Source organism: Pseudomonas sp. CFSAN084952, assembly GCF_009648855.1.
GTDB lineage: Bacteria > Pseudomonadota > Gammaproteobacteria > Pseudomonadales > Pseudomonadaceae > Aquipseudomonas > Aquipseudomonas paracarnis.
Map to the genome: position 1 here is coordinate 4,544,620 of NZ_CP045767.1, position 18,610 is coordinate 4,563,229.

The 18,610-nt window shown below is 57.4% G+C and carries 17 protein-coding genes and 1 other RNA gene; 10 read left to right on the forward strand and 8 right to left on the reverse strand.

Translation table 11 applies throughout. From position 1 onward, the window contains the following. Positions 1-101: 101 nt before the first annotated feature. Positions 102-1,775, forward strand: coding sequence for a DNA repair protein RecN (gene recN / locus GH769_RS20650; RefSeq protein WP_003194217.1), 1,674 nt, complete (start codon positions 102-104; stop codon positions 1,773-1,775). A gap of 85 nt (positions 1,776-1,860) precedes the next feature. Here recN and fur read toward each other — a convergent pair whose 3' ends face one another. Then, positions 1,861-2,265, reverse strand: a complete 405-nt coding sequence (gene fur, locus GH769_RS20655) for a ferric iron uptake transcriptional regulator (protein WP_003194220.1) — start codon at positions 2,263-2,265, stop codon at positions 1,861-1,863. 98 nt (positions 2,266-2,363) lie between these two features. Between fur and GH769_RS20660 the strand changes: the two genes are divergently transcribed. Then, positions 2,364-2,891, forward strand: coding sequence for an outer membrane protein assembly factor BamE (locus GH769_RS20660; protein ID WP_019817954.1), 528 nt, complete (start codon positions 2,364-2,366; stop codon positions 2,889-2,891). Between the two features lie 306 nt (positions 2,892-3,197). On the opposite strand, the gene GH769_RS20665 is transcribed toward GH769_RS20660, so the two are convergent. Then, positions 3,198-3,500 (reverse strand): RnfH family protein, encoded by a 303-nt coding sequence (locus GH769_RS20665; RefSeq protein ID WP_014719961.1) that lies wholly within the window; start codon positions 3,498-3,500, stop codon positions 3,198-3,200. Continuing rightward, the gene (locus GH769_RS20670; RefSeq protein ID WP_003194226.1) at positions 3,493-3,927 is read right to left on the reverse strand and encodes a type II toxin-antitoxin system RatA family toxin; all 435 of its coding nucleotides are present in this window, start codon (positions 3,925-3,927) and stop codon (positions 3,493-3,495) included. Before GH769_RS20670 ends, GH769_RS20665 begins: the two co-directional genes overlap by 8 nt. Positions 3,928-4,094: 167 nt before the next feature. Here GH769_RS20670 and smpB point away from each other — a divergent pair, with 167 nt between their 5' ends. Then, positions 4,095-4,577: an SsrA-binding protein SmpB gene (smpB, locus tag GH769_RS20675; protein WP_014719962.1), complete on the forward strand. Its 483-nt coding sequence runs from the start codon at positions 4,095-4,097 to the stop codon at positions 4,575-4,577. A 27-nt stretch (positions 4,578-4,604) separates the two neighbouring features. Here smpB and GH769_RS20680 read toward each other — a convergent pair whose 3' ends face one another. Then, entirely contained in the window at positions 4,605-5,372 is a 768-nt protein-coding gene (locus tag GH769_RS20680) for an FCD domain-containing protein (protein WP_014719963.1), read from the reverse strand. Between the two features lie 251 nt (positions 5,373-5,623). On the opposite strand from GH769_RS20680, the gene GH769_RS20685 reads away from it, so the two are divergent. The 5 genes from GH769_RS20685 to GH769_RS20705 all read left to right on the forward strand — a co-directional run bounded on the left by GH769_RS20685 (position 5,624) and on the right by GH769_RS20705 (position 12,549). Next, positions 5,624-7,318, forward strand: a complete 1,695-nt coding sequence (locus GH769_RS20685) for a lactate permease LctP family transporter (RefSeq protein ID WP_014719964.1) — start codon at positions 5,624-5,626, stop codon at positions 7,316-7,318. Between the two features lie 70 nt (positions 7,319-7,388). Continuing rightward, positions 7,389-10,199 carry an FAD-binding and (Fe-S)-binding domain-containing protein gene (locus tag GH769_RS20690; protein WP_032902694.1) on the forward strand — a complete coding sequence of 937 codons (2,811 nt, stop codon included), beginning with the start codon at positions 7,389-7,391 and terminating at the stop codon, positions 10,197-10,199. Between the two features lie 136 nt (positions 10,200-10,335). Then, complete coding sequence (locus GH769_RS20695) at positions 10,336-10,614, forward strand: hypothetical protein (protein WP_003194233.1); 279 nt, start codon at positions 10,336-10,338, stop codon at positions 10,612-10,614. 94 nt (positions 10,615-10,708) lie between these two features. Further along, positions 10,709-11,105, forward strand: a transfer-messenger RNA (tmRNA) gene (gene ssrA, locus GH769_RS20700). A 187-nt stretch (positions 11,106-11,292) separates the two neighbouring features. Continuing rightward, on the forward strand, positions 11,293-12,549 hold the full coding sequence (locus GH769_RS20705) for an integrase domain-containing protein (protein ID WP_153649881.1): 1,257 nt from the start codon (positions 11,293-11,295) through the stop codon (positions 12,547-12,549). Between the two features lie 146 nt (positions 12,550-12,695). Here GH769_RS20705 and GH769_RS20710 read toward each other — a convergent pair whose 3' ends face one another. From GH769_RS20710 to GH769_RS20725, 4 genes are read right to left on the reverse strand one after another with little or no spacing between them, the layout of a single operon-like run. Continuing rightward, on the reverse strand, positions 12,696-12,965 hold the full coding sequence (locus GH769_RS20710; protein ID WP_093202012.1) for a hypothetical protein: 270 nt from the start codon (positions 12,963-12,965) through the stop codon (positions 12,696-12,698). Next, entirely contained in the window at positions 12,962-13,942 is a 981-nt protein-coding gene (locus tag GH769_RS20715) for an integrase domain-containing protein (protein ID WP_153649882.1), read from the reverse strand. Before GH769_RS20715 ends, GH769_RS20710 begins: the two co-directional genes overlap by 4 nt. Then, positions 13,926-14,279 (reverse strand): hypothetical protein, encoded by a 354-nt coding sequence (locus GH769_RS20720; protein ID WP_153649883.1) that lies wholly within the window; start codon positions 14,277-14,279, stop codon positions 13,926-13,928. The genes GH769_RS20715 and GH769_RS20720 overlap by 17 nt, the downstream gene beginning before the upstream one ends. Further along, a complete protein-coding gene (locus GH769_RS20725; protein ID WP_153649884.1) occupies positions 14,266-15,672 on the reverse strand; it encodes a YfjI family protein in 1,407 nt (468 codons plus the stop codon). The genes GH769_RS20720 and GH769_RS20725 overlap by 14 nt, the downstream gene beginning before the upstream one ends. A gap of 1,225 nt (positions 15,673-16,897) precedes the next feature. On the opposite strand from GH769_RS20725, the gene GH769_RS20730 reads away from it, so the two are divergent. Both GH769_RS20730 and GH769_RS20735 read left to right on the forward strand, forming a co-directional pair. Further along, entirely contained in the window at positions 16,898-17,491 is a 594-nt protein-coding gene (locus GH769_RS20730; protein WP_256670126.1) for a hypothetical protein, read from the forward strand. Positions 17,492-17,495: 4 nt separating this feature from the next. Then, a complete protein-coding gene (locus tag GH769_RS20735; RefSeq protein WP_153649885.1) occupies positions 17,496-18,329 on the forward strand; it encodes an ATP F0F1 synthase synthase in 834 nt (277 codons plus the stop codon). The last annotated feature ends 281 nt before the right edge of the window (positions 18,330-18,610 follow it).

Below are 18,610 nucleotides of genomic sequence, written 5' to 3' on the forward strand. Positions count from 1 at the left end.
AAAAATTAACGACTCAAGCAAATCGAGCTAAGTGCCAGGATTGTCAGGCCTGAACAAAACACTGTATAAATAACCAGACCTAAAGCCTGGGAGCGGCCGTCATGCTCGTGCACCTGTCTGTACATAACTACGCCATCGTTGAACATCTGGATCTTGAACTGGATCGCGGGATGAGCGTAATCACAGGCGAAACCGGCGCCGGCAAGTCGATCATGCTCGACGCCCTCGGCCTGACGCTTGGCGACCGCGCCGACAGTGGCGTGGTACGCCCTGGCTCCGACAAGGCCGACATCCTGGCCACCTTCGACCTGGCGGACATCCCCGAAGCCGAGGCATGGCTGGCCGAGCGCGACCTTAATAATGAAGGCCCCTGCATTCTGCGCCGGGTGATCACCGCCGAGGGGCGCTCGCGCGGCTATATCAACGGCACGCCTTGCCCTCTGGGCGACTTGAAAGCCCTGGGCGAATTGCTGATCGATATCCACAGTCAGCACGAACACCAATCCCTGTTGAAAACCGATACCCACCGTCGCCTGCTCGATGAGTACGCCGGCGCCACCGATCTTTCCCGGCAAGTTCAACTGGCCGCCCAACGCTGGCGCCAGACACGCCAGGAACTGGAACGCCTCTCCAACTCCGGCGACGAACAACGCGCCCGCCACCAGTTGCTCAGCTATCAACTGGAAGAGCTCGAGAGTCTGGGCCTGGGTGAGACAGAGCTGGAGCAACTTGAGCAGGAACACAAGAACCTGACCAACGCCGAGACCCTGCTGGGTATCTGCCGCCAGGTCGTCGAGCAATGTAGTGAGAGCGACTCCGGCAATGTCCTTAATGCACTGACCGCCAGCCTCAACCGCCTGTCCAGCGTGAACAATGCTTCCGGCTCACTGAGCGAAGCGACCACCCTGTTGACCAGCGCGCAGATCCAGGTTGAAGAGGCCGTGGGCGAACTCAATCGTTTCCTGGACCATTTCGACGCCGACCCAGCTCGCCTGCAGGAAATAGAAGAACGCCTGGACACTATTTATACACTGGCTCGCAAGCATCGAATCCAGCCGACAGAAGTCGCAACCATGCAGCAGAAACTGCTGGATGAAATCGAAACACTCAACGCGAACGACGAATCCATCGAACGACTGGGCGAAGAGCTCGCTTCGTTTGCCCGTCATTATCAGGAAAAAGCCCGGGAGCTGAGCGCTCTGCGCCAGCAGGCAGCTACTAGCCTGGCAAGCGCCGTTGAGCTGGAAATCCAACGCCTGGGCATGCCAGGCGGGCGCTTCACCATCGAGCTGCATCCCAACGCCAGTCAAGAATTGCAGCCCCATGGGCTGGAGCACGTCGAACTGCTGGTGAGTGCCAACCCCGGCCAACCGCTCAAGGCCCTGGCCAAAGTGGCCTCCGGCGGCGAACTCTCGCGGATCAGCCTGGCGATCCAAGTGATTACCGCCCAGACCTCACGGGTACCCACCCTGGTATTCGATGAAGTGGATGTGGGCATTGGCGGGCCGACCGCAGAAATTGTTGGCCAATTGCTGCGTCGCCTGGGGGATCGCGGCCAGGTGCTTACGGTGACCCACTTGCCGCAAGTGGCAGCCCAAGGGCATCAGCACCTGTTTGTGCATAAGGTGCGCGGCAGTGACGCGACACACACCGCCGTCTCCAAGCTGAACAAGTCGGAACGGGTGGAGGAAGTGGCGCGGATGCTCGGCGGTATCGACTTGACCAAGGAGTCCTTGGCTCACGCGAAAAAAATGGTGGTGGCCGCGAAGGCCTGAAGCGATATTTTCCACTCTATAGAAAGCACGAAGGCGACCCGAGGGTCGCCTTCAATCGTTTCGCAAAGCAAAACTGCGTCGATTTTTACTTTTTCTTACGGATGTACAACACGAGATTATGGTCGACCAAATCGAACCCATGCTCTTCAGCAATCTTGTGCTGCAGCGCTTCGATTTCAGGGCTGGTGAACTCGATAACCTCATTGGTATCCAGATCAACCATGTGGTCATGGTGACCACCGTCAGCCAATTCAAACACCGCATGACCGCCGTCGAAATTATGACGAACCACCAGCCCTGCGGCTTCAAACTGGGTCAGTACACGGTAGACCGTGGCCAGGCCGACGTCCTCGTTAGACTCCATCAGCGCCTTGTAAACATCTTCGGCACTCATGTGACGCTGCTCAGCAGAATCGAGCATTTGTAGAATCTTGACTCGTGGCAGAGTCACTTTGAGACCGGCTTTGCGTAGTTCGCTATTTTCAACCATGGTTAGCTTTCTCGCGGATGCTGCTTCGCAGCTTCTCTTAATACGGGTATGATCGGCGTTTACGTTGTCCCAGCCAAGATAGTGGAAGTCGCCCACCGATGCAAAACACCAAGCTCTTGCTAACCAGTTTCACCTTTGTGGGACTGCTCGCACTCGCCGGTTGTTCATTCCCCGGGGTTTACAAAATCGACATCCAGCAGGGCAATGTCGTCACGCAGGACATGATAGACCAGTTACGCCCGGGAATGACCCGACGGCAAGTACGGTTTATCATGGGTAATCCCCTGCTGACCGACACTTTCCATGCCGATCGCTGGGATTATCTCTACAGCCTGCAGCCTGGTGGCGGTGAACGCCAGCAGGAGCGCGTCAGTGTCATCTTCAATGGCAATGACCAGCTCGTGAGCCTGTCCGGCGACTTCATGCCCGGCGTAAGCCGCGATGAAGCCTTGCTGGGCAAGGACAGCGGCACCAACGTGACCGCACCTGCGCAGGAAGCTGAAAAACCAAAATCCGAGGTACCGGCCAAGCCTGGTTCGTTGCTGGACACCATCCAGAAAGACATCGACAACGTGGAAACCGTGCCCGTCCCGACGCCTGAGCCTCTGGACACCAGCCCGCAATAATTTTGCGCTCGATAAAAAGCCCGGCATGCCGGGCTTTTTGTTGCCTGCCATTTACATAGGCATCTCTACATAACCTTGGTGCGACGCTGAACCTGTGGGAGCTGGCTTGCCTGCGAAAGCGATCTGACAGTCAACCAGGATCCTGGATCAGATCGAGAACATACCCGTTATCGGGACCGCCCCTTCCACATTTGGATCGCGGGTATCAGGTAGATATGCGCCGGCTATCAGGGCGTCATCGCAGGCAAGCCAGCTCCCACAGTTGGATCGCGGCGCTCCAGATAGCTAGGCTGCCATTTGGCAAGCTCAAGAATTCGTTTGCCTGGCCAATGCCGCCTTGGCCGCGCGCAACCTGCGCACCTCTTTAGGGTCGGCCAGCAAAGGCCGGTAGATCTCAATACGGTCGCCCGCTTGCACGCAACGCGCCCCGGCATCCACGACAACCTTGCCAAATATACCCAGCGGGCAATCAGCCAGATCAACGTCAGGAAAATGCGCCGCTATTCCCGACGCCCGCACCGCCTCGCGCAAACTAGTGCCTTCAGCCACCTTTACCCCCAGCAACACCTGGCGATCCTCAGCGGCGAACACCACCTCAATCTCAACCATGCAGTTGCTTGGCGCGCTGACAGAACGCGTCCACCAGGGTATTGGCTGCCTGATTGAACAAAGGCCCCAACGTCGCACGAACAATCGGCCCGGCATAATCAAACGAAAGATCCAGGCTGATCTTGCAGGCCTTGTCCGTCAGCGCCTTGAACACCCACACACCGTGCAGTTGGGTGAACGGCCCTTCCTGCAGGTTCATTTCGATGGACTGACCCGGCACCAGCACATTACGCGTCACAAAATGCTGGCTGAGGCCGCCTTTGGCCACCCCCACGCTGGCAACCATGTGCTCGTCACTGCTCTCCAGAACCTCGGCCGTCGAGCACCAAGGCAGAAACTCCGGGTAACGCGCCACGTCGTTGACCAGGTCATAGAGCGCCTGCGCCGGGTAGGGCAACAGGGCCGAACGTTGAATATGCGTCGTCATGTGAGCGTTACTTCCACTGCTTAAGGCAAACATCGCGAAAGAACAGCCCAATCCGCGAGAGAAAAAAACCAAAGAACTGCCCGCATTGTCCGGGATTCGTCCAACTCGCTCAAGCACACAGGTTGACCGTAGCCGACACGCTCGCAACTCCCTATAATGCCGCCCCTATGGCTAAACAAAAGAAACACCCCACAGGGACCATCGCGCAAAATAAAAAAGCGCGACACGATTACTTCATCGAACATCGGTTCGAGGCTGGTCTGGTCCTGGCCGGCTGGGAAGTAAAAAGTCTGCGTGCCAGCAAACTGCAGCTGGTCGACAGTTATGTGCTGCTCAAGGATGGCGAGGCATGGCTGCTTGGCAGTCATATCACTCCGCTGACCACCGCGAGCACCCACGTGATTGCCGACCCGGTGCGTACGCGCAAGTTGTTGCTCAATGCCCGCGAGCTCGAAAAACTCGCCGCAGCCGTGCAGCAAAAAGGCTACGCGTGTGTCTGCTTGTCCTGGTACTGGAGCAAGCACCTGGTCAAATGCGAGATCGCATTGGGCAAGGGCAAGAAGGAATACGACAAGCGCGACACCGAACGCGAGCGCGATTCCAATCGCGAGCTGCATCGCGCCGTGCGCAACAAAGGCAAGGAAGAGTAATCCTTGTGACGGTGTAGCCCACGCGGGCTACATCCCTTTGCGCCGCTCCGCCCGAGCCACGCGTTGAACCTCCTGACGCACCTCCTCCAACACCTCCTGCACATACAGCAGATGCCGTGTCGAGACTTCGCGCGCCTGCTCGGCCCGCCCCTCGATGATGGCCAGGTACAAGTCCCGATGCTGATTGATCAGCATGTCGCGGGTCTCAGTACGCTGCTGGTACATGCCACCAATATTCGTCACCACGTTACGCTTGAGCAGGTCGAACAGCCCGCGAATGGTGTGCAGCAACACGGCGTTATGACTGGCTTCGGCAATCGCCAAGTGAAACCTTGCATCCGCAGCACCCTCCTCCACTCGGCTCACTTCGTCGGCGCGCGCATAGCAATCCTGCAACGCCTCAAACGCTGCGGTCAGCCGTTCACGGTCAACCTCCGTGGCGCGTAACGCCGCGTAATAAGCACACGAAGCCTCAAGGGTCTGGCGAAACTCCAGCAGATCGCGCTGCGCTTCGGGATTGCTTTCCAACAAGTGCAACAGCGGATCGCTGAAGGTCGAACCCAGGGAGTCCACCACATAGTTGCCACCGCCCTGACGACTGACCAACAACCCCTTGGCCGCCAGTTTCTGAATCGCCTCACGCAACGACGGGCGCGACACACCAAAGCGCTCGGCTAACGCGCGCTCGGCCGGCAAGCGCTCGCCCGACTTCAGCGTGCCCTCGAGAATCATCCCCTCAAGCTGCTCGACAATATCGTCAGACAAACGGCGCTGACGCACCTGATCAAACCCCATAACTCACTCTCCACCATCCCGACCACTCGCCGGGGCCCCTATTCTGGCCTATCGACGTGCCGGCAGCACCTATCAGAACGCCTTCAATTTCGCCGATCAGAACACCCCGCCTACCGACCTACGACCAAAGTTTCGCAGGCGGCAAATTGACACACCCCTGCCCTGGCTCTTAATCTAGCCCACAGCGATTGTAAATTGGTATTACCAATTACCCAAGCTCACCAAACAACAACAATCAGGGGCCACCCCATATGCAAACCTGGCAACAGCTTTACAGCCCACTCGGCAGCCTCGGCCTGTCCGCACTGGCCGCCGTCATTCCTATCGTATTCTTCTTCCTGGCGCTGGCCGTGTTCCGCCTCAAAGGCCATGTAGCCGGCAGCATCACCCTGGCCCTGTCGATCCTGGTCGCCATTTTCGCCTTCCAGATGCCCGTAGACATGGCACTGGCTGCGGCCGGTTATGGTTTTGCCTACGGCCTGTGGCCCATCGCCTGGATCATCGTCGCGGCTGTATTCCTGTACAAATTGACGGTCAAGAGCGGCCAGTTCGAAATCATCCGCAGCTCCGTTTTGTCGATCACCGACGACCAGCGCTTGCAGGTGTTGTTGATCGGCTTTTGCTTTGGCGCCTTCCTGGAAGGTGCGGCCGGTTTTGGCGCGCCCGTGGCGATCACCGCCGCGCTGCTGGTAGGCCTGGGTTTCAACCCGCTGTACGCCGCCGGCTTATGCCTGATTGCCAATACCGCGCCCGTGGCTTTCGGCGCATTGGGCATTCCGATCATTGTCGCAGGCCAGGTCACCGGTATTGATGCGTTCAAGATTGGCGCCATGACCGGCCGCCAACTGCCGCTGCTGTCGTTGTTCGTGCCGTTCTGGCTGGTGTTCATGATGGACGGCCTGCGCGGCGTTCGCGAAACCTGGCCGGCAGCCTTGGTGGCGGGCTTGAGCTTTGCCGTCACCCAATATTTCACCTCCAACTTCATTGGCCCAGAGCTGCCGGACATCACCTCGGCACTCGCCAGCCTGATTGCCCTGACGCTGTTCCTGAAAGTCTGGCAGCCCAAGCGCACCGCAGGCGCACAAATTGCCGGCGCCTCCTCCAGCGTAGCGGTCACTTCCAGCGCCGGCGGCTTCGGCTTGCCACGCAACACCGTGGTTTCGCCCTACAGCCTGGGGCAAATTTTCAAGGCGTGGTCGCCGTTCCTGATCCTCACCGTACTGGTCACCATCTGGACCCTCAAACCCTTCAAGGCCCTGTTCGCCGCGGGCGGCTCGATGTACGGCTGGGTGTTCAATTTCGCGATCCCGCACCTGGATCAACTGGTGGTTAAAGTCGCGCCCATCGTGACCAACCCCACCGCCATCCCGGCCGTCTTCAAGCTGGACCCGATATCTGCCACCGGCACTGCAATCTTCTTCTCGGCACTGGTCTCCATGCTGGTGTTGAAAATCGACGTCAAAACTGGTCTTACCACTTTAAAAGAAACCTTCTTTGAGCTGCGCTGGCCGATCCTGTCCATCGGCATGGTGCTGGCATTCGCCTTCGTCACCAACTACTCCGGCATGTCCTCGACCATGGCGCTGGTTCTGGCGGGCACCGGTGCAGCCTTCCCGTTCTTCTCGCCATTCCTTGGCTGGTTGGGAGTTTTCCTGACAGGCTCCGATACCTCATCCAACGCCCTGTTCAGCTCACTGCAAGCCACTACCGCGCACCAGATCGGCGTCAACGACACCCTGCTGGTAGCCGCGAACACCAGCGGTGGCGTGACCGGCAAAATGATCTCGCCGCAATCGATCGCCGTGGCCTGCGCCGCCACCGGCCTGGTGGGCAAGGAATCCGACCTGTTCCGCTTTACCCTCAAGCACAGCCTGTTTTTTGCCACCATCGTCGGGCTGATCACCTTGGCGCAGGCGTACTGGTTCACCGGTATGCTGGTGCACTGAGACCTGCACGTAATAGGGTAAGAATCGACGCCGGGGCACCCTTCCGGCGTCTGCTATTTCTGGAGGACCGATGAGCCTGCCTGCTGCTTTCCTGAGCGACGTCGCACAACTGATCCCGCAAGATCGCCGCTTCGACGATCCACTTTCCACCCTCGCCTTCGGCACCGACGCCAGCTTCTACCGACTGATCCCACAGCTGGTGATCCGTGTGGAGTCAGAAGACGAAGTGGTAACCCTGCTGCAACTGGCCCAGCGCGACCGCGTGCCGGTGACCTTCCGTGCCGCAGGCACCAGCCTCTCGGGCCAGGCCATCAGCGACTCGGTGCTGATCGTGTTGGGTGATAACTGGAACCACCGCGAAATTCGCGGGCAAGGCACCCAGATCCGCCTGCAGCCGGGCGTGATCGGCGCCCAGGCCAACGCCTGGCTCGCACCGTTCGGGCGCAAGATCGGGCCGGACCCAGCGTCCATCAATGCTTGCAAAATCGGCGGTATCGTCGCCAACAACGCCAGTGGCATGTGCTGCGGCACGGCGCAAAACACCTACCACACCCTGGCGGGCATCCGCCTGGTACTGGCCGATGGCAGCCGCCTGGACACCGAAGATGCCGCCAGCGTGCAAGCCTTCCGCCAGTCACATAGCGCACTGCTTGAAAGCCTGGCCCTACTAGGTCGCCAGACACGGGCAAATACTGAGCTGGCGGCAAAGATCCGCCACAAATACCGCCTGAAAAATACCACCGGCCTGTCACTCAACGCCCTGGTGGATTTCGATGACCCGCTGGATATCCTCAGCCACCTGCTGGTCGGCTCCGAGGGCACCCTGGGGTTTATCAGTGCGGTCACCTACGACACCGTGATCGATCACCCCAACAAAGCCTCGGCGCTGATCGTCTTCCCGGATGTCGAAACCTGCTGCAACGCCGTCACCGTGCTGAAAACCCAGCCGGTCTCCGCCGTTGAACTGCTGGACCGACGCAGCATGCGTTCGGTGCAGGACAAACCGGGCATGCCTGCTTTCGTACAGCACCTATCGGAAAACGCCTGCGCACTGCTGATCGAATCCCGCGCCGCTTCGTCATCACTGCTGCACGAACAACTGACGCGCATCATGGCGTCCCTGGCGGCGTTTCCCGTGGAGAAACAAGTCGACTTCACCGAAGACCCATTGGAAAACGCCCGCCTGTGGGCGATCCGCAAAGACACCTTCCCCGCCGTAGGCGCCGTACGCAAAACCGGCACCACCGTGATCATCGAAGACGTGACCTTCCCGGTCGAACAACTGGCGATTGGCGTGAACCGCTTGATCGCACTGTTCGACAAACATCACTACGACGAAGCCATCCTTTTCGGACATGCCCTGGAAGGCAATCTGCACTTTGTGTTCACTCAAGGCTTCAACAGCAGCGAAGAAGTCGCACGCTATCAAGCGTTCATGGACGACGTCGCGCAACTGGTGGCCGTGGAGTTCGGTGGCTCGCTGAAGGCTGAACACGGCACCGGCCGCAATATGGCGCCGTTCGTTGAACTGGAATGGGGCAGCGACGCCTATCAACTGATGTGGCAACTCAAGCGCCTGCTCGACCCTAACGGCATCCTCAACCCCGATGTGGTGCTCAGCGAAGACCCGCAAATCCACCTCAAACACCTCAAGCCCCTGCCCGCCGCCGATGAGCTTGTGGATAAGTGCATCGAATGCGGGTTCTGCGAACCGGTGTGCCCTTCAAAAGGCCTGACCCTGAGCCCGCGCCAGCGCATCGTGATCTGGCGCGATATCCAGGCGAAAAAACGCGCAGGCGTGGACACCTCCGAACTGGAAGCGGCCTACCACTACCAGGGCATAGACACCTGCGCCGCCACCGGCTTATGCGCGCAACGTTGCCCTGTAGGCATCAATACCGGCGACCTGGTGAAAAAGCTGCGCAGCCGCGACGCCCACCGTACGAAAACCGCCGACTGGCTCGCCAGCCATTTCGCCACCGCGCTGCAAGGTGCGCGCTTCACCCTGCACGTCGCCAACGGTGCGCGCATGCTGCTGGGGGCTCCACGACTGGCCAAGCTCTCGAGCACACTGACCAAGCTGTCCAAAGGGCAAATTCCGCAGTGGACCAACGCCATGCCACAGCCCGAAAAAGCCATCCGCTTCAGCCCCGCGGTGACGGACACGCGCCCGCGCGTGGTTTACCTGGCCGCCTGTGTCTCCCGCGCCATGGGCCCGGCAGCCGGTGATAAAGAGCAGATGTCGCTGTACGACAAAACCCGCCAGTTGCTGGAAAAAGCCGGCTACCAGGTAGTCTTCCCCGGCAACCAGGACAGCCTCTGCTGCGGCCAACCCTTCGCGTCCAAAGGCTACGCCGAGCAGGCCGAACACAAGCGCCAGGAACTGATCGGCGCCCTGCTCCACGCCAGCCGCGGCGGCCTCGACCCGATCTACTGCGACACCAGCCCCTGCACCCTGCGCCTGGTGCAAGAATTGGGAGAAACGCGCCTGGACCTCTACGACCCCGTGCGCTTTATCCGCACCCACCTGATGGACCGCCTCGACTTCACCCCCCAGGAAGCGCCCATCGCCGTGCACGTCACCTGCAGCACCCAGCATCTGGGCGAGAGCCAGGCACTGATCGAACTGGCGCGACGCTGCGCAAAAACCGTGGTGATCCCCGAAGGCATTCACTGCTGCGGCTTTGCCGGCGACAAAGGCTTCACCACCCCGGAACTCAACGCCCACGCCCTGCGCTCACTCAAGGACGCCGTACAATCTTGCAGCGAAGGCATCTCCACCAGCCGCACCTGCGAGATCGGCCTGAGCCAGCATGGCGGCATCGACTACCACGGCCTGGTCTACCTGGTAGACCGCGTCACCCGCGCCCGCGCCCACTGACCCGGCAAAAAAACCGAACCCTGGCGCACCGGCGCAGTCATCTGCATAGGCCTCGACAAACGAGGCCCATCAGTGATGTCGCTGGCAGCGGTTGCACGCCAGCAGCGTCGAGCCCTTTTGCGCAAGGAGACACCCTATGAAGCGTTCCGCTCTTGCTGGCTTGTTCATGACCGCTGCGATGCTCGCCTCCCCCGCTTTCGCCGCCAGTGACAAAGACCTGTGCCAGATCAACCTGGACAAAATCAACAACGGCAAAGCCCTGCTCGCCACCGACACCAGCGGTAAAAGTGGCGAAATAGACACCGCCGTCTCCCAGGCCAAGGCTGCCCACGCCGCAGGTGACGAGAAGAAGTGCATCGAAATTACCTCCAAGGCCCTGCAAGACCTGCAGAACAGCGAGAAAGGCGGCCAGTAAGCGAGAGGGCCAACCTTCGGGTTGGCCTTCGCTGACGTTTTGGCGTACACTGCACAGGCTTGTCACTCACTAAGAAACAACGAGTTACAAGCACGGGGCCGTTTAGGATTCGACGCCGGTCGCGAAACTTTAGGTGCATGCCGAGTTGGTAACAGAACTCGTAAATCCACTGTTGCAACTTCTTATAGTTGCCAATGACGAAAACTACGGCCAGGAATTCGCTCTCGCTGCGTAAGCAGCCTTAGCCCTGAGCTTCTGGTACCTTCGGGTCCAGCAATCACCAGGGGATGTCTGTAAACCCAAAGTGATTGTCATATAGAACAGAATCGCCGTGCAGTACGTTGTGGACGAAGCGGCTAAAACTTACACAACTCGCCCAAAGCACCCTGCCCTTCGGGTCGCTGAGGGTTAACTTAATAGAAACGGCTACGCATGTAGTACCGACAGCGGAGTACTGGCGGACGGGGGTTCAAATCCCCCCGGCTCCACCACTTCATCATCTAAAGACGTCCACGGACGTCTTTTTTTGTGCCTGAAATCCAGTAAATACGGGGGTTTCAGGGCCACGGGAGGCTTTCCAGGCTTTGTGAGTTCCAGGCAGTTTGGTATTCCCAATGGTATTCCCGGCTACCCGGCGCTAATCTTGGGAATACCAAAAGGTGTCATGGAGTACTTCTCATGTGCGCTCAAACCACCCGCCTCTCCGACCGCCAGCTCAAGGCGGTCAAACCGAAAGACAAGGATTACGTCCTCACGGATGGCGACGGGCTCCAACTGCGAGTCAGGGTCAATCGCTCGATGCAGTGGAATTTCAACTACCGGCACCCCGTCACCAAAAATCGAATCAACATGGCACTCGGCTCTTATCCCGAGGTTTCTCTCGCGCAAGCGAGGAAGAAAACCGTTGAGGCCAGAGAGCTGCTTGCACAGGGCATCGATCCAAAAGCTCAGCGTAATGAGCTACAGGAAGCCAAACGAGCGGAAACGGAACACACCTTCGAGAACGTGGCCACCGCCTGGTTCGAGCTGAAGAAGGATTCCGTCACGCCGGCGTATGCCGAAGACATTTGGCGGTCCCTCACACTGCATGTTTTTCCGAGCATGAAATCAACGCCTCTCTCCGAAGTCAGCGCCCCAATGGTCATCAAGCTCCTTCGTCCGATTGAGGCCAAAGGCAGCCTCGAGACAGTTAAGCGAGTGAGCCAGCGCCTTAACGAGATCATGACTTACGGGGTCAATTCCGGAATGATCTTTGCCAACCCTCTCAGCGGCATTCGAGCGGTGTTCAAGAAACCTAAGAAAGAGAACATGGCAGCGCTACCACCAGATGAGCTTCCGGAGCTCATGATGGAAATCGCGAACGCCAGCATTAAGCGGACGACCCGCTGCCTGATCGAATGGCAGCTACACACTATGACCCGCCCTGCCGAAGCGGCGACTACCCGATGGGCAGACATCGACTTCGAAAAACGCATCTGGACCATCCCTCCGGAGCGAATGAAAAAGCGTCGTCCGCACACAATCCCGCTGACCGAACATGCACTCTCGTTATTGGAGACGCTTAAGCCCCATAGCGGCCATAGGGAATATGTGTTCCCGTCAGATAGAAATCCGCGCACCCACGCGAATAGCCAGACAGCCAACATGGCATTAAAACGAATGGGCTTTCAGGACCGCTTAGTCAGCCACGGCATGCGCTCCATGGCCAGCACAATTCTGAATGAGCATGGATGGGATCCGGAGCTAATCGAAGTCGCGCTGGCGCATGTCGATAAAGACGAAGTTCGAAGCGCCTACAACCGGGCGGATTACATCGAACGCCGGCGTCCGATGATGGCCTGGTGGAGTGATCATATCCAGAAGGCAGCCACCGGCAGCCTGTCGGCATCCGCCATCAATCAAACCAGGGACCGTAACGTCGTGCCGATACGCTGAGCAGGCGACAATTCGTGCCGTGCAGCAGGGCGACTGAAGTGGGGACTGTCGCTAAATCAGCCGCATGCCTGCGCTTCTTCGGCCAAGCCCCTAAGTATGGGAAGGCTCCGCATTCCCATACTTAGGGGCTCACGCTTAAAGATCTATCAGACAACCACGAGTTGCGCCTTTCTGCGGCGGATCAGCCCTGCTGTTAACTCATAGTAATAAATGGTCGCTGGTGCTGAGCAACGCAGGTAGTGCTCTAAAAACCATCTGGTGTGCTTTTCCTTCCAGGACCAAGGGGTCGCACAACTCCAGCGCTCACGAATCGCCTCGTGCATCCTTTCTGCCTGCCTGATATGCCGCTGCCGCGTGGCATGCGCACCTTTGAGCACGGGGCTCAGAAACAACGCCATATCGAACTCGGACTTCATCGACGACCTCCGATGTAGGCACTCAACACGTCGATGCGGTTATGCCCCAACTCGTGACTGATCTGCTGACGTGCAAGCTGATCGAGTGCTCGATCCTCTTGTTGACCACGACCGCCATTGATGGGCGCGGAGAAGCCGGTCAGTTGTTCATAGCGCTCACAGGCGTAAGCCGCCCGCAGTTCATGAAAGCCTTTCAATCCATGCTCATGCATGATGTCACGCGCCGGTCGTACGATTGACTGTAAGAAATCTTTGTAGCTTTCATCAGGTGTTAACAGATTCCGACTGCCCTGGGGTGAGGCCTCGCTGGCCCAGTCGAGGGCGCCACGGACTTGATCCGTGACCGCAATCCAACGCGGTGCCGATGCGCCTGATCGACCGCCTTTGGTGCCGTCCTGGATATTGATCTTGCCCAGTTGCCGAGCCTCACGCTGGAGCCGGGGCAGGTCCGCCAAAATAGCCTCACGCAAGCGCATGCCGGTCTCTCGGGCGAGGAGCACGATGGCACTTACCCTCGGTTGTTGTCGCTCTGACAGCGCTTGCGCAATCAGCCTGACCTTCACACGGTCTTGGCCTTGTGGGGCCTCATTACGCACGCTTGAGCGCTGCAAGCCCAGCGCCTTGCTCGGACTGGGGATTTTGACGTACTGATCACCGCGCAGCGCAGCCATCGTTCGGTTCACGCTGGACAGTCGGTTCTGCGCGGTGGCGATGCCGACGTTGCCCTGGTCAACTTGCTGCCTCATATAGGCGGCGTACCGCATGAGGATCTCGCGGTCGATCTGACGCGCGTCATTGAGCCTCGGCCCTCCTTCGGATCGACACCAACGCACGAAGGCCTGCCACCGATCGCTATGGGCTTTGACGGTAGCAAAATGGCCGTCGCCAAACAGATCTTTCAGTGCTTGCGGCCCAGCATAGCTAAGCTGGCGACCGAAGCCGAAATTGCGCCCCGCTCGTCTACCGACCCGAGCCATTTTTCTGCTCCTGATCGACTGCCGCGAGATCATGGAAAAGGGCTCGCCAGTGCGCACTTAAAATCGCGAACTGAGCCCAATCAGTTGGACGGAAACAAAGCGTGTTGTTGGCGACGTAGAGTTGCGCGCCCTGCTCTTCCAACCATTGGATGATGGCTGCCGTCGAGGCAATAGTTTTGTGGGTAGTGGCGACACCGGCGACAGCGGCGACAACCCTTGTCCTGTATGGCTTTGAACGTGGCGACAAAGTGGCGACAGTAGCGGCGACAAATCGCGCTTTCGGCTCCTTTTGGCGCTGAGCCAGATGGTTGCGCAGCGCTTCATCAATGTTGAACATGGCGCACCTCGAAGGTGTGGCCGTCAGTGATGAGCCACTGATGATCAATCAATTCGACCAACAGCTTGGCGGTATAACGACTGCTCTTACGGGCAAAGCGGGGACCGTTGCGATTCAATTCACGAATACTGAAACGCTTCCAATCTTTGACCTGGAGCCATCGCAGCAACCGGTCCGCCTCTTCCTTTACCCGACACACTGGCTCATGCTCAGTCAGGCGCTGGATCTCGGTGAGGTAGTAGCCGACTAGAGCGGAGGCACGTTGGATATGGTCGACCTCCACGACGCTGCTCTCCTCCACAACTGCAAGAATGCCGGCGACGCGCAGCAGGTTATCGGCGGCCTTTGATCCGCTGGGCCGTACGCTGGCCAGCTCGCCAAACTCCCCCAGCTGAGCTTCGATAGCATCATGCAAATCAATCCAGCGACGGCGGGCTAACGGACTCAGTGTCATCGGTGATAGCCGCAAGGCACCGTCAGCGGAAAGTGACCAAGGCTGATGAAACAGGGCCGAAAGACGGTGGTGATATCGCTTTAGTGCGGGGTCTTTGGACAAGTCGACAGACTGGTAACTGCGTTGCCCGGCCAGGCTGGTGGGCCAGGTGATGAGGCAGCGACCGAGAATGCCTTGCCCCTGCAGCAATGGGTCACTGAGTAACTGCATGGCTAGATACGGTTGCAGCATCAGGTGCAGGCTTAAGCGTCGATCGTAAGCTCGCAAGCTTTCACCCGCCATAGACCGCGCGCGATCTATCGGACTGCCGTCCCAGAGCGACGACAAGGTCGTAACTGCTTTCAAACGGTTATCTCGACTCATGGTGCTGCTGCCGAGGAATTGTCCCCCTTCATCGCAGAACAACCCCATGCTCGGCAGGTCATGGCAGAGCCCTTTGATCAGCGCTTCAATAGTTGGGTCCGTGGTAATCAGCCTCGGTGCAGAGGGCTCCGCTTCGAGCGGTACACCGTTCGCGGAGTCGGGATCGGCAGGGTTGATACGCTGCATCTGGCGCTGTGCGGCGCGGTACCGGGCAAGCTGTTCGCGGTAGCGCTGCCACTGCTCACGCTCCCATTGGCGTGCTGGCAGCAATGCAGATCGGTCTGCCGCCGTTTTACGATCCCCCGAAGCTGCCACCGTGATCAGGTACAGCGAGAGGGGATAATTTCTCCCGTCGAGCTGTAAGCCGGCATGACCTTGGGTAGCCAGCGCCGAGGCAGCCAACACCGATTGTGCAGCCAATGCCTGGGGCACGCCGATGACCTCGGCCATGCGTTCCACCGCAGGCCCAAGAACCCCACCCAGTGCCTGCACCGGATAAGGCTGGGCTAGGGGATTCGACTCAATCAACGGTCGAGGTGGCTGTGGTAGTTCAAGCTTCGGATCTAACTGCTGCATGGCCCTCTCCTCGTTCATTGCTGGTTGTCCTCACGTAGTCCCGCCACGGGTTGTTGAGTGTTATCAGGGATCAAGGCCCCTGCGGCCTGTGAGGTGCTCACTGACGCGGAACAAACGGCTCCTTACAACCGGGAGCGAGGGCATAACCCCATGAATCTGGCCTCCTTAGTCGCATCCGAAGATGCGGGCGGGTAGAGGCTGTGCCGACTGACGAGTTCGGCACCTGGAGATCCGGAGTAGGAGAAGGCAACGACATGGACACCTGGGACATGCCTGACTGTCAGTCAGATGCAGCCTTTCCATTGGCTGCGGCACCGGTGCCTGTGTTGTTGCGGATGGCGACGAATCGGATTTGTCAGGTCGATTGTCACGAGGAGAGTTGCGGCAATGCCCTGTACGACGTGGCTTGCAGCAGCGGTACGAGCGCCCGTCTCTTTCCAGAAGAAAGAGACGGGCGCGGATTGGCGCAGCGAAGTGTGCCGAGAGGTGAGGTTGCTGCAGTGCAGCGAGAAAGGTCCATCGTCTGCCGCAGTGGACAGATTGGTCGAGTAGGCATCCATCACTCTTGGGGAGTGACCGTGCGAGCCGCCGGACGCTAATCGCACTGTGGGAGAACCACCACGCAAGTGGCGTAGCCTTAAAGGTTCTGGCTACCTGGGCAGGTGCTGTCAACGACAGCGATCCGTGCGCCAATTTTTATACCCACTCGAAAAGGCGGTCAAGCGTCACGGCTAATGCGCTTAGAAAGTGGCGACTGTCGCCACTTCTGTCGCCACGTTCCAGGCCACGTTCTACGTGGGTTGTCGCCGGCGTCGCCGCTGTCGCCACACCTACATTCATGCCTCCACGAAAAAGATCCGCTTTGACACTGCAACGGCGCTGCGCCCGATAGAGATCGTGATAATTACTGAAGGGCAAAAGAAGGCGTGGCGCCAATCAGATATCCAAATGAGACGGCGGAACGAGGTGGCTTCGAGAAAAAGCGAGTGAACCCTCCGATCGGCGCGATCAAAGATCGCTGAATCGGAGGGTTTAGCGGGGAAAGCAAATTTTCAAACGTCAATTGCAGCCTCAAGCATCGAAACTTGTTGGTCCGGATGCGGCGGCTTCACGAATCCCAGCAAGGCTAGCTCGCCCAGCACGAGATCAACCTGACGAAACAAGCATACGCTAGACGAAAATATGGCAATTTGCTATCGTTCCGATCTACAGTGCTGATATTTGAATGCCTAACCTTTACGCTAAGGAACCTATGGACAGGTTACGATTTGATCTTAACTTTATATTCAGGATATTGCTGACCTTCAATGCTACATCGCTTCTGGTCATCATTTATCTCGTTCAAAAAGGTCTTACTCTGGCACATTTCTTTCCTGGCCTTCCCTGGTTAGACAAAACTCCGAATGCTGTGTCCTATGCTTTATACCTTTTGGTTCCGATCCTCCTCACTGGAGTGAGCCTTCGCCTCAGTTCTTTGTTAGGAAAGGACGAGTTCAAGCAAGGGCAGGTGGATAGTATCGAGCACGCGAACAATAGCTTTTTACCCAGCTACTTGGGGTACTTCTTCGTAGCGCTCAGCGTGAGCAACTGGGAAACACTATTCTTTGTATATGGGGTCCTGTTCATTTTTACGTTCAGGTCACAGGCATTATATTTCAATCCCTTATTTTTGCTGTATGGATATGAGTTCTACAATATAACCACGACATCCAGGGCCTCCATATTCCTCATTAGCCGCGAGAGATACAAGGTTCCCAGTGATATCGCCATTGCCAAAGCCTTCAGAATAAATAACTACACATTTATTGAGCGAGAGTGAACATATGGACCATGTACTAGTAAAAGTAAAAAAACTGCGCAAAAAGCCAATATTCAAGTTGATTTCCGATTACACACTATTCCCAAAATTGGAGATTGATCTCGCCGCGTGCATTCCTTACAACCCCGATCATAATTTGGACGAGGAGTGCTGGTTTAAGGTCGAACAGTTTTCAGAGCAAGCCTACTGCTCTGAAATTCTCACATCGGACTTCGATGCAAAAGACTACGACGACCTACCTAAGGATAAATTTCCGGATATTTCTCACATCTGTGCGCTTCAGGGCGCTGATTTCTACTTTCAGAAAGTCACGCCTTCTCTGTTTCTGCGCCGAAAGACCTTTGTCTTTGGTGAGGTGGCGGAGGTTGAAGATGATCGACTGAGGTTGGTAATCAATTCTCAACCGGATGCGGTATATTTTTCCGCACTTGACGTGCTAATTTTCAAAAATCTGGCGACAATTTCCAGTATTTTTCCGGGCATCGATGAGCTTTATAAAGAGGCAACCCAAGAAGAGGTTAAGCAATTCCTCGACGAGCCTTTTATTACCCTCCGCAATGAATTTGATGCCGACAAAGTATCAAAGCCAAACCGGAAACGAATTGCACTGGCTATGGCTACGTTGGCAGCGTTACCCGAACAAGACAAAGAGGGTATGCTCTCCTATATTGATGGCTATTGCGGCGAGAACTTGAAATTTAACAAAGACTCTGGAATGTTTGACATTTCGACGGACAACGATCTAAAAATGCTCATCTATGGCATAGAGCAGCGGTTTTACACCACCCAATTTGGACAGGAAAAACGTTTGGCAAACTCTGTCCAGGCATTGGGATAATAACTTACCGCAATCTCGAATGGTGCGTGCAGTTGGACATATCCATGCGAATTCTGAGTAAGTTGATCGCGTTAGTTTCAGAGTCTAGGCCTGCGCACGGCGCTGGTGATTCACTGCCTTTCTGCTTCTTGGGAGTGCCTCACTGACTCCCTCGGCAGTCAGTGAGGCACTCCAAATATAGTGCCAACAGTAGTGAAAAATCTTCCACAACAAGTTAATAATGATACTGCTTCTGGCCTCAACATGTGCAACTTGTGAATTTTAAGAGAACTTAGCACAAA

What these genes read in the sequence shown, in the direction of transcription:
- GH769_RS20680 (WP_014719963.1), bottom strand. Translation starts at nt 5,372, where the DNA reads ATGGGGTTTGATCAGGTGCGTCAGCGCCGTTTGTCTGACGATATTGTC.
- GH769_RS20710 (WP_093202012.1), bottom strand. Translation starts at nt 12,965, where the DNA reads ATGAAGTCCGAGTTCGATATGGCGTTGTTTCTGAGCCCCGTGCTCAAA.
- GH769_RS20725 (WP_153649884.1), bottom strand. Translation starts at nt 15,672, where the DNA reads ATGCAGCAGTTAGATCCGAAGCTTGAACTACCACAGCCACCTCGACCG.
- GH769_RS20665 (WP_014719961.1), bottom strand. Translation starts at nt 3,500, where the DNA reads ATGGTTGAGATTGAGGTGGTGTTCGCCGCTGAGGATCGCCAGGTGTTG.
- GH769_RS20695 (WP_003194233.1), top strand. Translation starts at nt 10,336, where the DNA reads ATGAAGCGTTCCGCTCTTGCTGGCTTGTTCATGACCGCTGCGATGCTC.
- fur (WP_003194220.1), bottom strand. Translation starts at nt 2,265, where the DNA reads ATGGTTGAAAATAGCGAACTACGCAAAGCCGGTCTCAAAGTGACTCTG.
- smpB (WP_014719962.1), top strand. Translation starts at nt 4,095, where the DNA reads ATGGCTAAACAAAAGAAACACCCCACAGGGACCATCGCGCAAAATAAA.
- GH769_RS20670 (WP_003194226.1), bottom strand. Translation starts at nt 3,927, where the DNA reads ATGACGACGCATATTCAACGTTCGGCCCTGTTGCCCTACCCGGCGCAG.
- GH769_RS20715 (WP_153649882.1), bottom strand. Translation starts at nt 13,942, where the DNA reads ATGGCTCGGGTCGGTAGACGAGCGGGGCGCAATTTCGGCTTCGGTCGC.
- recN (WP_003194217.1), top strand. Translation starts at nt 102, where the DNA reads ATGCTCGTGCACCTGTCTGTACATAACTACGCCATCGTTGAACATCTG.
- GH769_RS20660 (WP_019817954.1), top strand. Translation starts at nt 2,364, where the DNA reads ATGCAAAACACCAAGCTCTTGCTAACCAGTTTCACCTTTGTGGGACTG.
- GH769_RS20685 (WP_014719964.1), top strand. Translation starts at nt 5,624, where the DNA reads ATGCAAACCTGGCAACAGCTTTACAGCCCACTCGGCAGCCTCGGCCTG.
- GH769_RS20690 (WP_032902694.1), top strand. Translation starts at nt 7,389, where the DNA reads ATGAGCCTGCCTGCTGCTTTCCTGAGCGACGTCGCACAACTGATCCCG.
- GH769_RS20735 (WP_153649885.1), top strand. Translation starts at nt 17,496, where the DNA reads ATGGACCATGTACTAGTAAAAGTAAAAAAACTGCGCAAAAAGCCAATA.
- GH769_RS20730 (WP_256670126.1), top strand. Translation starts at nt 16,898, where the DNA reads ATGCCTAACCTTTACGCTAAGGAACCTATGGACAGGTTACGATTTGAT.
- GH769_RS20720 (WP_153649883.1), bottom strand. Translation starts at nt 14,279, where the DNA reads ATGTTCAACATTGATGAAGCGCTGCGCAACCATCTGGCTCAGCGCCAA.
- GH769_RS20705 (WP_153649881.1), top strand. Translation starts at nt 11,293, where the DNA reads ATGTGCGCTCAAACCACCCGCCTCTCCGACCGCCAGCTCAAGGCGGTC.